This is a genomic window from Enterobacter sp. CP102, from assembly GCF_025152625.1.
In the GTDB taxonomy this organism is placed as follows: Bacteria; Pseudomonadota; Gammaproteobacteria; order Enterobacterales; family Enterobacteriaceae; genus Enterobacter; species Enterobacter soli.
This window is the reverse complement of record NZ_CP104014.1, coordinates 3,529,953-3,542,412: the sequence shown is the minus strand read 5'-3', so window position 1 is coordinate 3,542,412 and position 12,460 is coordinate 3,529,953. Positions and strand designations below refer to the sequence as shown.

Here is a 12,460-nt window from a genome sequence, read left to right as displayed (position 1 = left end):
TAAACAGGGGCAAAAAGACTTCTTTATATAGCTACTACTGAACTTCTTTCCAGACACCATCAGCTTTCACAAGCTTAACAGGCTTTGTTTGTTTCATGTGGCTGATAGAAGCATCGACAATGCAGTTGTAAACATTGTTTGCTTCTTCTGTGCAACTTAGTTTCTTAACATAATCTATTCTTAAAAGATCTTTTTCGGGAATACTTGAGTTCAGAGCTTTCATACTTGCATTTGATCTATCTACAACACTTTTGAAAGCATTGTATATGTCTTTTTCAGAAGGTTCGGAATTACAGGCTGTTAATAGAAAAGTAGAAAGGATAACTGCGAGAATTGAGTATGTTTTCATTTTCTTGTCCAGGAAACGATTAATTAAGAATGCCAGATTTTGTATTGTTATTATCAGTAGAGAATGTCCACTTGCTTACGGTTTCTCCATTGAAGTCGATTTCGAGAGTTTTAGACTGAGTCTGGGAGCCGCCAGTTAGCAAACCGACAACAGGGATAAAAGTTGAGGCATTGAACTGATTGTTATACATGAAATATCTCCATTGCTCGTTGTCATCGTCAAGAGTCGTTCTTGTGTCAGGCTCACCAAGTTGAACAAGTAGCTCTGCCTTAGTTGTTTTGTTTTTAATTATTTTCGATTGAAGGCTTTGAGCCGTTTCATTTTTGATTTTTTGGTTCCCTGATGTTGAACAGCCAGAAATTAAAAATATTGCAATGAAAAAGGAGGTTACAATAAATTTATTCATTTTATCTTCCTTATTATATTTGATTAGGGTTAGCTTTTATGTGTGAAAACGGCTCTGTGTGCAAATTTCTTACGTAAATAGAATCTCAAAGAAATTGCTGATGCAAAATAGATAACGACAGCAAATATAAAACTTTTACTGACAGCGAATATGAAGAAAGCTATCGCCAACAGCACAATTCCTATTAGTAAAGCTAACCAAGATGAAACGGCTCCATATTTGATGGTTGAATGACAGCCAGTGCAGACGCTAACTCCAAACTGGCTCTCTTTGAAGCAGAACGGGCACTTTATTGTTTCGTTTTTCATATCAACCTCAAGGTTGCAGATTAAATGGTGCGTTTACAGAGATTCTCGATGACCGACTCTCTTTAGTAAAATTGCTTGTACCGATCGATGATTAGCTCTTGATAGGTAAAGACTATCACAACTAGATTATCGATCTGTAATAACGATCAATATTTTCTTGACTAAACGAAAATTTGTTACTAAAGATAGAGTGCGGTTACGAAAAGTATTTGTAATTGACTGTCTATAAACGAATTTTTCTTGCAGGTTTTAGATGCTGAGTTGCATAGACTTTTGAGAATCTTGCAGGGTTGTTGTGAAGAATGCTCTTACCGTAGCTTCGGAGAAGCTCTATGAGCCGTTGTAAAAAGGGAAACCAGCTACTGAGCCTGAGATGCTTTTGCTGTTTGACTGTATTCTTTAGAAGAATCTTTTCTACGATTGCGGTCCGTTTGTCTTCTCTGAGCCGTAATTCCAGTTCTGCAATTTTTCCACCGATACTTTCCCTTCTCTCAGTTGTCCTTAAAATCGTTGCAGGAGCAGGAGCAGGAGCAGGAGCAGGAGCAGGAGCAGGAGCAGGAGCAGGAGCAGGAGCAGGAGCAGGAGCAGGAGCAGGAGCAGGAGCAGGAGCAGGAGCAGGAGCAGGAGCAGGAGCAGGAGCAGGAGCAGGAGCAGGGGGTTCTTCTGGTGGTATGCCGGTTCGCAGAGCTTCTAGATGGTCTGGGTTGTAGTTGAGCCTGTTACTAAGATTTGCCCAACTGTAGCTCTTGCCCAATTGCGAAGCTTTGAAAGCTATATCGCGGTAGGAAAAAGAGAACCCGTTCATTTTCCCGGTAGAAGCGACATTCGCCGTCCAGCCGACTTCTGCTTCTTCCAGCCTCTTGATAAAAGTTAAAAGATCAGGTGTATCTGTCAAACTTTTATCAAGTATCTGTTGGAGAGCTTCCTTAGCGGAGGGAAGGCCAGTCCGTTCTGAAAGCATCTGTTCGTTTCGAGAGATTCTTTTCCGCTTCGGTTGTATATTTGAGAGAGAAGGCGCAGTCTTGGTCACTGTCAAACCGTACTTGATTTCAATTGCCTGAATTATATGACCACTCTTGAGGCTCTCATGCCTACCAAGATTAACCTTACGTGATACTGAATCTATTCGGTTAGCAATGATGTGTATGTGCTGGCCTACACTGTCATCATGTAAAACATAACAACGAAGATGAGTGTCACTGAACCCCATTTGATCCATGTAATCGTCAGCTATCAGCTTCCATTGTTCGTTTGTAAGCTCTTCACCTTTGGGTAAACGAAGCGAATTGTGCCAAGCAGGTTTAGCTATGTCCTTCCGTAGTTCACTAGCAGTATCAAACTCTGCTATCAGTTCCTTTGCACAATCACCTGTCATGTTCCCGCCAATAACAACTGGATCGCTTCTGTGGTGAGAACTTGGTTTCAACACATACTTCACGACATTAACGAAGCTCTTGTGCCTTTTGATCCGTTGCATTCCCTTCATATAGCAGCTTACCTGGCTGGTAGATCACCAGAAGCTGTCAGACACGAGCGAAGTTCATTGATCTGTTTTTTTACAGCGAAGATCTCTGTTTTGGTTAACTCACTATTGCTACTTTTTGTGTCAAGATGATGGATTAACCTGTTTAGTTTTTGGGATATATCAGATAAGGATTTCCATGCTTCCAGGTTAATGGAAGGTATGACAGGAGGGAGCCTATCAAGGGAAGTTAAACGAAGCCATTCGCCTTTACTTTTGTTTCCACGATTGGAATTAAGGATCTCTAATTCTTCTTTATTAAATCGAACACTTACACAATGTATTCGTAATGATTCATTTGATGATGTTTGATTATTAGAAATAGGCTGAAAGCTATTTGTGTAGGATAAGGTTGTTATTGTATTACTCATATAAACTCCTTTTCATATGTGTATTCGCTTTATGGTGAGCGATCCTTGCACACCTACTACAGTTATAATATAAATGCAAATTATGTCAATGAGTTAGGTAAGACTTAGACTTTCTTTTTCAACCGAAGGGCGAAAAACAAGGGACTAAGAGAAGCGGAGCTTCTCTTAGTCATACCTTGCATATATATATTTAAGGGGCGAAAACAAATGATCCGCGAGGTGCAATTATATATTCAAAAGTTACAAAATCATTTTCATCCTTACGACTGTCATCTTTTATTTCTAAAATGCGAACAGCTAAAATATCACCGTTATCATTTTTATAAAGAAAAACCTCTCCTTTCCGAATGTTATAATGGTCTGATGTGCTATCATAATCATCGAATATTAATATATCATTAGGCGTGGAACTCTTGACCCTGGCTATCTGATATGAACCACTTGAGTTATAAACATAAATACTTTCATCGCTCGCCTTACTAAACTTAACCTTGAATGAAATACCATTTTCAGTTAATAATATCTCACCATTGTTTGTTGAGTAATCAAATCCATCCTTTCTGACTGAACTGTATTTTGAATATATCTTTTTCGAGTTGGTGTTTGATTTTTTATTATCATTGGATTCTGCTCTTTTTACTTCTTTAACAATCTCTTCTGAGATATTATATTCTGTAAGTAATTCATCAAATTTAATCAATCGCAAAGTGAGATTTCCTGACTCTCGTCTAAATTCATCAATTAATTCAGGGCGAATGAATATTGGTTCTTTTTCTCCCCGTATAAACCAATCACTCTTTTGATCGCCAGTGACGAATATTACATTTTTATTCTGTTCTTTCCCTGTTTGTATTAAGGTTTTCCATATTAGATAATCACCAATGCCTGTGTCATCCTTTCCCCCATCCTTATATCCAGGAGGGCATTTCATTAGTCGTCTATACTCCCATTCTTTAATTGCATCCTGTTCTTCCCCTGGATAAGGAAGGATGTTACTTTTATCAAAAACTTTTCTATAAATCATAGTGATAGGGTCATTCCCTTTCCATGATTTAATATCATTTATCATGGCTGTATAAGTTTTCTTATATTCTGCCGTAAGCTCATTAATGTTTTTTGACAAAGATTCTAATGTATTGTATTGATTCATGTCTTGAAGCGCTTTGGACAATCCAAGCTCCGGAGGGGATATTCTTGATTTTTTGTCATTAAGTGCTTTTATCAAATCAGATATTTTACCATCCCTATTTTTGATAAACTCCCTTGCTACTCTTTCAGGAATGAAAATGCGATTCTCATCCTTTAATCTTATCAGTAAATCTTCAATTACTTTAATATCCTTTTTTCCTAATTGATCAGCAACATAGGGTAGCAAAAGAACATTAGTGTCTAAAATTATTATGTTATTAGCATCTTTACTCGATAAATGTGGGTAGCTTGAAAATATATTATCAATAACAGGGAACTGCCTCTCTAAGGTAAAAATAATGTCAGTTTCTTGATCAGTGCTTTTCTTATTCATACAGTCACCTTTTTAAGAATTAACGGAGCATTTATGATATCCATCAATAGTAATTATAAACTATTTAGAGAGATTATTCTCTGTAAACTTGCCATAGTATGTATCTCGTAGAGCTGTTTTTCAGTTCTTTTGAAGTGAAATCTTGTTTGGGACGATTTATTACTTAATAAATTATTCAAGATGATAAGTGTTTGCTTCAATTCTTCAAGGTTCTGATATGGATCATATTTAAGTTCAACTTTACTTGGAAAGATGAGGTTAAAACTATGTTTAATTAGTGATTCTAATCCATTATGAGTGTTCAGGTAAATCTTGTGTATAATAACATCCTTTATTGATATTTTATCTCGACTATTCATTATCATTTTTGGATATTTAGCAAATAACTCATATGACAAGAATGATAAACCTGTGTTATCTATTAAATTAAAGTCAATGTCTGATTTTAAAATTTCTTCTAAAATTTTTTGGGGATGATCATAAAACAAAAGATTCTTGCCATACTTATCCACTGAATTAATATCTGCTCCATGGGTTAGTAATAATTTGAATGCTTTAAAATAACCACAATAGAATATTGGTGTCTTACCATCATTATCTGTTTGATTTATATTTAAACCAATATCTAATAATTTTTTAAGTAAATCATCCTTCCAGGTATAGGGATGGAAGAAGAAATTTCTATTTTCACTATTAATGAAATGTATATTGTTCCCACATTTTTCCATTTCGTCTAAAAAACTATATATCGAAGGTGATAAGTTATACATAATTGACTCCTTTACATTAAAATATAGATTTAATATAAATGCAGAAGAAGTCAATTAGTGTGTTTAAGATTTATGTTTTGATATACTCTGTTTATTATTCTCCATGTGATTCAATTCTGGACTGTTTGGGGATATTTTATTATAAAGATTACTTGCTGTAGGAATTTTTCCTAATATATCATTTTGGTGAATCTTAGAAATAAGCACTCCTTCTATTGTTTCAATCTGATCAGATGTTAATGTTTGGTGTATGCTTAACTGTTCGGTTGTATCATCATTTTTAGTATTTAATTTTTCTAACTTTTCTAAAATGCCCTTAAAATGATTTATTAAAAAAGTCAATGCTTCATTATAAGTCAATGTCTTTCCAACAACAGTCCCAGCATCATCAATTACCTGATACCCAGTAACATTTCCAGTTGTATTAGCTATTTCTTGTATTCTCAGGTTTTTCATAATACATCTCTTTATGTTCATTTAAGTAAGTATAAGCGAGCAAGAATTTTTAATTCTTGCTCCATTGCTCAATTATCTTATCAAACTTCGAATCTACCCACTCTTTTCTCCATTCATCAAGGTATTTGATATCAATTGACGATGGTGGCATTGTACATTGTTCTATTTTTACAATGGAAGGTATTGATATTGAATCCCCCATGATTAAAGCCTCGCCTTCTTTGAGCGAAGGTAGGAGGTTTGTAATATCACCAACTGTATCCGGCAGTAAACGTTTAATATAATTTTGATCGTCTGGGTTCGTTAACCGCATTGAGATAAAAGTATTACACTGAGAAAATATTGTTTCTGAAATTTCAGAAGGTCTTTGACTTGCAAGGAGAAGGGTCACGCCGTATTTTCTTCCCTCTTTGGCAATCCTTTCAATTGCCTCTTTGGATGTTCTATATTTGCTCAGATCACTTTTAGGAGCATATTTATGTGCTTCTTCGTAAACAATCAAGATTGGGATATCTTGATTCTCATTCGTTTTTCTTTTGCTTTTTTTTGAATGATAACCAAATTCAAAAATTAACCGAGATATCAATGATACACAAATGCTAAGCACTTCAAAAGGAACACCGCTTACATCAAGTATTGTAATGTTTGATTTATCTTTTCCATAGCTTATTAAGGCTTGTAATGTCTCTTTAAACGTTACGGATTTGCTACCTTCACCCAAAATAAAGTCTAATCTCTTATCAAATAATTTACTTTGTAATCGATCAACAAAATTGAGAAGTTTTCCATTTAAAGCACCGGCTGAACTTCCATCAGGTGTTAAATTCTCTTTGAATAACCTATGTGCATTTTTATTGTCAAACTTGAAATTTCCTTCCTCATCTGACCAAATATGCTCATTGTCTTTATTTTTTCTTTCATTATTTCTGTTGTTAATGTAGTTGATAACTTCATTAATATCGAAATAATATGGCGAATGAAAGCTTATTATTTCCTTTGTGGCTGGATCACCTTGAAAATGTTTCTTTTTATTTAAGGTAATTGCCTGTCGGAATACGTTTCTTTGGTTGTGATCATTTGCTTCTGTATCAAGAAAAAGTTCTTCTAACTCATCGCCATTTAATAGCCAATATGGAAGGGTTAATGTATCCACATTCAATATATTGGAATTAGGGAATGCATTTTCATATTCAGAATGTATGTCAAAAATAATTATATGAGAATTGTTTAACCCTTTATAACCTTCTTGCTTTACATCTATGGCTTTTTGAAGTATTTTGGCAACAGTGTGAGACTTACCTGACCCCGTTGAACCTACGATAGCAATATGTTTATTGAAAAATCTATTTCCATTTACAGGTACAGATACTTTTGTATTAAGTGATAGGCTTGAAAAAGTAAATCGATCTTTTATGTCTATGCTGTCTGTATATATAGATATTATTTCGTCTAACTTAGCTGGTTCAACTTTTTTAGGTGGAAGTGCAAGTGAATCACCCCCGCGATAGAACTTTCCATTTTTAACAAGACCTATTGGGCTTGCTTCTATCATGTATTTTTGTTTTTGGCTTTCCTTAACCTCAATAGAAAAATTATCTATGATGGCCAGAAGAGCAACATCTTGATTATCTGAAACCCTTAAATAAGATCCTACACCTAATTTTTCTTCTGCTATCTTAAACTCTTCAAGGTCGTCTACGGAAATTTTTAGTTTATTTGGCGAAACTGATACTACTTCTGCATTAATATCATTATTCCTGCTCATTACACTATCTCCTTTATATCGGCAAAGTCTTTAACTTGTATGTTTACCTGGGGTAGTTGGGATTGGATATCAAGGCAGTTTTTCGTATAGAACTGATATACTTCTTTTCTTATATGAATACTGTTCAGTATTTCATTGAAATCATCTATGTCATTGATAAATTGGAAGTGGATTTCTTTATTTGAAAAACCTTCGACTAATATTTTTGGAGTAAATACACTTCCTTTAAAAGGGTATCCATCAGCGAAAATTAGATTTTCATTGTATAATTGATTCTTCAATTCGTATAACTTATCTTCGCTGATGCCATGAACAAGTAAAAAAGGAGAATATGGTCGATCTGCTCTTTTAGATAAATTAGACCAATTTGATTGTATTTTATATATACAGTCTTTAACTGTTTTTATATCAGTCTTGTCTTGAAATTCCAAGATGAAAAAACGAGCATAAGGAGAGGTGTTTAAACTTCTGCTTATGAAAGATTCTTTTAGTTTTCTTAAATATTCTTTTCTTCCTTCATATTGATAAAACCATATGTTAAATAAGACTCTGGATTTGTTGATACTTTCAATAAAATCTGATTTTTTTATCCTTCGCTCTTTTTTATTACAAGAGATATCATAAGTTTTTCTGAAAGCATTAGAATAAAAATGATGCTCTGCCTCATAATCTTCACATTGAAAATGGTTTTTTATTATTTGTATAGTTTGTTTTTTTTGATCAGTAAATGATTTTGCATTGATATTTATAACTAATCTATCCAAAAAGGCTTGTAGATCCTCTTCGGTAAGCCCATTTTCTATATGGTACTCATGTTTGATTTGTTTTTCAGTGTATGTGAGGAAGTTAGATTTAAAGAAGTCAACTTTTAATGGAAGTGTTAATTTGTTTTGTCCTGATTTATAGTGCCCGAATAGATAATAATTCGCCCCTTTTTCTTTATTGTCCTTAAAGTGTGACAACATTAGTCTTATGGGCTTTGATATGACGGAGTGGTTATAATCTGTACTCTCATAGTATTTGCATTGGATCGCAGTTAAGTGCCCATCGTTGTAGACATCAATATCTTCAATGCATTCTATATCAATCGAGTCATCCATTTGTGGTAACGAAAAAATTTCAATAATCGTTTTATCAACTTGATAACAATACCCACGAATTGTATCAACTGCACTTCTGTCCACTTTGTTATCCTTTTTGAGATAAGGTGTTAAAAGTTTATAAAAATATGCTGTGTTAATAACAATGCAATGATTGCATAGCTTCATGATTTTGCCACAAAGCTAATCCATTGACATGCAAAAAGAACCAAAAGCATTTGATTAACATGCTAATTATTATGTTGTAAATAATGTGATAGCGGTAATAACTTTCAAATTCTTTGCCTGTTATCTCAAAAAGTAGCCTATATGTAACCTATTGCTGCATCATGTGAGCACGTGATTCGATTAACTTCTAGTTGAACTGAATCTCAGAATTTTGACATACTCAGTAACATGTTTTGGAAAATGTTATATCATTAATCTATAAGAAAAATCCCTAAATGGAATAGGTTTCTTTCCGTTATTATTTATTTTGGAAGGTAATGGCGATGTGGGAAAAGATATTACAAAAAAATCTTTATTCTGAATGGGTTATCCGAAACACCCTATACTGGATGACTCCTGTAAGTCCATGGACACTTGAAGAAAACACATCCTTGTGGATTATCTTTTTTGAGATAGGTGGTCCTGAATGTGAGTTCGAATTCGGAAGGCTGTTAAACGATTTTAGCCTCCGTGAGAAACTTCACCATCAAACTGGTCAGTTGCGTGATGCCATTATCAGTAAGGTTCTCCGAAGCATAGATGACAGGCTTGCATAATGAGACTGATGCCTTTTAACTTCGACAGGATGCCTGACGGCCGGGTATTCATCAGTAACCTCGCTGGCTTTCATCATTTTGTAGGTGAGCAAGAATTTTTCGATCTCGTAAACGGTCATGTAAGCCTGGAGCAGTTCTCATCGCTTGAAAGCAAACTTTTCGTTTGTGGAGAAGAATCTTCATCCGTTACCCCTCATGCACTAAGTTCGGCTTTTGCCAAACGACTCATGAATGAATTAGCGGTCAGGCCAATCTTCATGATTGTACCTACTCTTCGCTGTGATCATACTTGCAAATATTGCCAGGTCAGTAGGGCATCGGTCACCGCTGATGGTTATGACCTCAATCCTGAACTGATACCGCAAATTGTCAGCACTATAAAAAAACTGGGTACACCTCCCTATAAAATAGAAGTACAGGGCGGTGAACCACTTCTCCGGTTCGATCTTGTCCAGTCAATCTATCACGAGTGCGAGATTTCATTGGGTAGGGATGCTTTCGAAATGGTGATTGCTACAAGTCTGTCATTACTCGATGAAAGCATCCTCTCGTGGGTTAAAGGGCGGAATATCACCTTCTCTGTCTCGCTTGATGGGAATGAAGCCGTCCATAACAAGAATCGCATCCTTACTGACTTTCAGGCTCACAACAAAGCAGTAACAGGTATTCGGAAAATCACAGAAGAACTTGGGACAAACCGGGTAGCAACTGTAACCACTGTTACTAAGGAACTGACAAAGGAGCCGGCTTCCATAGTAGATGCTCATCTGTCTCTGGGTCTTACAGACATGTTTATCAGGCCTGTTAGTCCTTATGGGTTTGCTCAGAAGCAGAGCTTCACTTTTTCAATGCCAGAGTATTTTGCTTTTTATAAAGAGTTGATGCAGGAAGTGTTGATTCAGAATGAAAAGGGAATACCTGTCATTGAGCACTCGGCTGCTATTCATCTCAAGCGAATTTTCAATCCAGGCTTCAGTGGTTATGCAGATCTAAAATCGCCAAGCGGAGTCGTGCTGAACTGCATCCTGTTCAATTATGACGGTAAAGTCTACGGTAGTGATGAAAGTCGTATGCTTCAGAAAGTAAACCCGGAAGCAGATTTCAGTGCAGGAGAGTTTGCCTCACTCTCATTCAGTAGCAACGAATACTACCGTTCCGCTCTCTCATCTTCATTTAACTTCGCCATGCCAGGTTGTGACACCTGTGCATACCAGCCTTTCTGTGGAGCAGATCCTTGCCAGAACATTAGTGTTCATGGCGAACCTGTTGGTGACAAGAGTCGTTCTACTTTCTGCCAGTATCACAAAGGCATGTTCCGCTACCTTCTGAATGAAATCTCTCAGGATGGACCGATTGCGAAGATGCTTAAAGGGTGGGCTTATGTCTGAGGTGCTGAGAAACGACATTTTCAGATTTACGGCAGATCTGCCAGTTAAGCAAGGTTTCTATCGCTTGTGCAAATCTAAGCCCGAAAATCCTCAATTCTATCTGCCAAATTTACTGGTCAGTGAAACTGAACTCGATTCCAGACTTCCTGCATATTTTGCAGACTACGTTGTGAGCACTAATCTTTTCAATTCCATAGAAGATGGTGATATAGGGATTGTTAACAACGGAAACATGATTAGGGTGATTTTGTCACGGAGAGCAAACCATAACACTGTTCTGGTAACTGAAAGGTGCAATAACAGTTGCCTTTTTTGTTCTCAGCCTCCTAAGACAGGAAACGATGGCTGGCTTCTTAACCAGTCAGCACTTGCCATTGCCTCTTTCTCCCTGAATGGTGTAGTGGGAGTGAGTGGGGGAGAACCTCTACTGTATGGCGAAGATTTCCTGCAATTTCTGGACTTCATAATCGAAAACTCACCTGAGACAGCTTTGCATGTTTTGACCAATGGACGAAAGTTTGCAGATGTCAGTTTTACTCAACAGATGAAAGAGCGAAGCGAAAAGCTCAAAATAACTTTCGGTATTCCGCTTTATTCTTCAAGGTCGTCAGTTCATGACTATCTGGTTGGAAGCGAGGGGGCATTTGATGAGACAGTTAGGGGGCTTATCAATGCCGGTAACTCAGGAATCAACATTGAGTTAAGAATCATTCCTACACTGGCTAACTATATGGAACTGGACAAAATCATAGAGTTCGCTGGTCGCGTGTTTTCCAATATCAACCAGATTTCTCTTATGGGGTTAGAATCTATCGGCTGGGCACGTAAAAACTGGTCATCAATCTTCATTGAGCATGATAGCTATAGTGAGAAAATTCTCTCTGCCATAGGAACAGCACAAAGGTCAGGCATCACCCTAACAATCTTCAATTACCCATTGTGCCATCTTCCTGAAAGAGCTTGGGGATTTGCTACTCAGTCAATTTCTGACTGGAAAAATTACTACCCCAAAGAATGTGATGAATGTATTCAGAAGCCTTCCTGTGCTGGTTATTTCAGTTCATCAAAAGGCCGTTTTCATCAACCACCGAGACCAATTTTATGAAAAAATTTAATTTCGCTGCTCTGCTTCCGGGATTTTTAGCACTCAATAATTCTGTATGGGCAAGTGATTCCTCTACTGGTGCAAATGATTTGCCCGGTATGACTCTTAATGAGCATGATTTAGTTATAGCTCCACTTAACACGGAAGTACCTTTCTACATTGCAGGGCATCGTAGTCATAGCTCCCATCGAAGCCATAGTTCTCATAGATCTTCGTCTGGTGGTGGGTACTATGGTGGAAGCACTCCTTATTATCCTAAAACATACAGTTCACCAAGCTCATTAGGCTCATCCACTTCAGGTACAAATTCGTCATCGTCTTCTTCATCTGTTCGTTCGCTTCGCTCTAATGACACCGATGCCTCTACGACCACAAACTCTGCTGGGATGAATGGAACTACTCGTGCAAGTAGTGGGCTGGCTTCTGATACTGAGAAGCGTAAGCGTTTGATCATGCGAGTGCAGTTCGCATTACTGGATAAAGGGTTTTATAACGGCAATATAGACGGAAGTATGGGGCCTGCGACACGAACTGCTATCAAAAATTACAGAGTTGCATATGGGCTTCCTACTCCAGTAAGAGAAACATTAGATTCTCAGTTATTGAACTCTTTGAACATACTGGCTCGTTAAAA

At 36.7% G+C, this 12,460-nt stretch carries 13 protein-coding genes; 4 read left to right on the top strand and 9 right to left on the bottom strand.

Annotation, left to right across the window (positions count from 1 at the left end; all coding sequences use genetic code 11):
- Positions 1–34: 34 nt before the first annotated feature.
- From N1249_RS16670 to N1249_RS16630, 9 genes are all read right to left on the bottom strand, one after another.
- Positions 35–349, bottom strand: a complete 315-nt coding sequence (locus N1249_RS16670) for a cell wall-binding protein (RefSeq protein WP_259831284.1) — start codon at positions 347–349, stop codon at positions 35–37.
- A 19-nt stretch (positions 350–368) separates the two neighbouring features.
- Entirely contained in the window at positions 369–755 is a 387-nt protein-coding gene (locus tag N1249_RS16665; RefSeq protein ID WP_259831282.1) for a hypothetical protein, read from the bottom strand.
- Between the two features lie 531 nt (positions 756–1,286).
- Positions 1,287–2,549: a relaxase/mobilization nuclease domain-containing protein gene (locus N1249_RS16660; protein ID WP_259831280.1), complete on the bottom strand. Its 1,263-nt coding sequence runs from the start codon at positions 2,547–2,549 to the stop codon at positions 1,287–1,289.
- A gap of 8 nt (positions 2,550–2,557) precedes the next feature.
- Positions 2,558–2,956 (bottom strand): hypothetical protein, encoded by a 399-nt coding sequence (locus N1249_RS16655; protein WP_259831274.1) that lies wholly within the window; start codon positions 2,954–2,956, stop codon positions 2,558–2,560.
- Between the two features lie 190 nt (positions 2,957–3,146).
- Positions 3,147–4,478: a PIN domain-containing protein gene (locus N1249_RS16650; protein WP_200038068.1), complete on the bottom strand. Its 1,332-nt coding sequence runs from the start codon at positions 4,476–4,478 to the stop codon at positions 3,147–3,149.
- 53 nt (positions 4,479–4,531) lie between these two features.
- Complete coding sequence (locus N1249_RS16645; RefSeq protein WP_259831265.1) at positions 4,532–5,248, bottom strand: hypothetical protein; 717 nt, start codon at positions 5,246–5,248, stop codon at positions 4,532–4,534.
- Positions 5,249–5,311: 63 nt separating this feature from the next.
- On the bottom strand, positions 5,312–5,704 hold the full coding sequence (locus N1249_RS16640) for a hypothetical protein (protein ID WP_200038071.1): 393 nt from the start codon (positions 5,702–5,704) through the stop codon (positions 5,312–5,314).
- A gap of 49 nt (positions 5,705–5,753) precedes the next feature.
- On the bottom strand, positions 5,754–7,469 hold the full coding sequence (gene herA, locus N1249_RS16635) for an anti-phage-associated helicase HerA (RefSeq protein WP_200038073.1): 1,716 nt from the start codon (positions 7,467–7,469) through the stop codon (positions 5,754–5,756).
- Positions 7,469–8,653 (bottom strand): DUF4297 family anti-phage-associated protein, encoded by a 1,185-nt coding sequence (locus N1249_RS16630; RefSeq protein WP_200038075.1) that lies wholly within the window; start codon positions 8,651–8,653, stop codon positions 7,469–7,471. Before N1249_RS16630 ends, herA begins: the two co-directional genes overlap by 1 nt.
- 407 nt (positions 8,654–9,060) lie before the next feature.
- Here N1249_RS16630 and hxsD point away from each other — a divergent pair, with 407 nt between their 5' ends.
- Genes hxsD through hxsA form a run of 4 tightly spaced genes read left to right on the top strand, consistent with a single transcriptional unit; the run spans position 9,061 to position 12,458 of the window.
- Positions 9,061–9,333, top strand: coding sequence for a His-Xaa-Ser system protein HxsD (gene hxsD / locus N1249_RS16625; protein WP_200038091.1), 273 nt, complete (start codon positions 9,061–9,063; stop codon positions 9,331–9,333).
- Positions 9,333–10,721: a His-Xaa-Ser system radical SAM maturase HxsB gene (gene hxsB, locus N1249_RS16620; RefSeq protein WP_058671521.1), complete on the top strand. Its 1,389-nt coding sequence runs from the start codon at positions 9,333–9,335 to the stop codon at positions 10,719–10,721. The genes hxsD and hxsB overlap by 1 nt, the downstream gene beginning before the upstream one ends.
- The gene (gene hxsC / locus N1249_RS16615) at positions 10,714–11,826 is read left to right on the top strand and encodes a His-Xaa-Ser system radical SAM maturase HxsC (RefSeq protein ID WP_200038079.1); all 1,113 of its coding nucleotides are present in this window, start codon (positions 10,714–10,716) and stop codon (positions 11,824–11,826) included. Before hxsB ends, hxsC begins: the two co-directional genes overlap by 8 nt.
- The gene (hxsA, locus tag N1249_RS16610; RefSeq protein WP_072202756.1) at positions 11,823–12,458 is read left to right on the top strand and encodes a His-Xaa-Ser repeat protein HxsA; all 636 of its coding nucleotides are present in this window, start codon (positions 11,823–11,825) and stop codon (positions 12,456–12,458) included. Before hxsC ends, hxsA begins: the two co-directional genes overlap by 4 nt.
- Positions 12,459–12,460: the final 2 nt, after the last annotated feature.

Bases quoted from the DNA above. Each gene is read 5' to 3' on its own strand.
- N1249_RS16670 (WP_259831284.1), bottom strand. From the start codon at position 349: ATGAAAACATACTCAATTCTCGCAGTTATCCTTTCTACTTTTCTATTA.
- N1249_RS16665 (WP_259831282.1), bottom strand. From the start codon at position 755: ATGAATAAATTTATTGTAACCTCCTTTTTCATTGCAATATTTTTAATT.
- N1249_RS16660 (WP_259831280.1), bottom strand. From the start codon at position 2,549: ATGAAGGGAATGCAACGGATCAAAAGGCACAAGAGCTTCGTTAATGTC.
- N1249_RS16655 (WP_259831274.1), bottom strand. From the start codon at position 2,956: ATGAGTAATACAATAACAACCTTATCCTACACAAATAGCTTTCAGCCT.
- N1249_RS16650 (WP_200038068.1), bottom strand. From the start codon at position 4,478: ATGAATAAGAAAAGCACTGATCAAGAAACTGACATTATTTTTACCTTA.
- N1249_RS16645 (WP_259831265.1), bottom strand. From the start codon at position 5,248: ATGTATAACTTATCACCTTCGATATATAGTTTTTTAGACGAAATGGAA.
- N1249_RS16640 (WP_200038071.1), bottom strand. From the start codon at position 5,704: ATGAAAAACCTGAGAATACAAGAAATAGCTAATACAACTGGAAATGTT.
- herA (WP_200038073.1), bottom strand. From the start codon at position 7,469: ATGAGCAGGAATAATGATATTAATGCAGAAGTAGTATCAGTTTCGCCA.
- hxsD (WP_200038091.1), top strand. From the start codon at position 9,061: ATGTGGGAAAAGATATTACAAAAAAATCTTTATTCTGAATGGGTTATC.
- hxsB (WP_058671521.1), top strand. From the start codon at position 9,333: ATGAGACTGATGCCTTTTAACTTCGACAGGATGCCTGACGGCCGGGTA.
- hxsC (WP_200038079.1), top strand. From the start codon at position 10,714: ATGTCTGAGGTGCTGAGAAACGACATTTTCAGATTTACGGCAGATCTG.
- hxsA (WP_072202756.1), top strand. From the start codon at position 11,823: ATGAAAAAATTTAATTTCGCTGCTCTGCTTCCGGGATTTTTAGCACTC.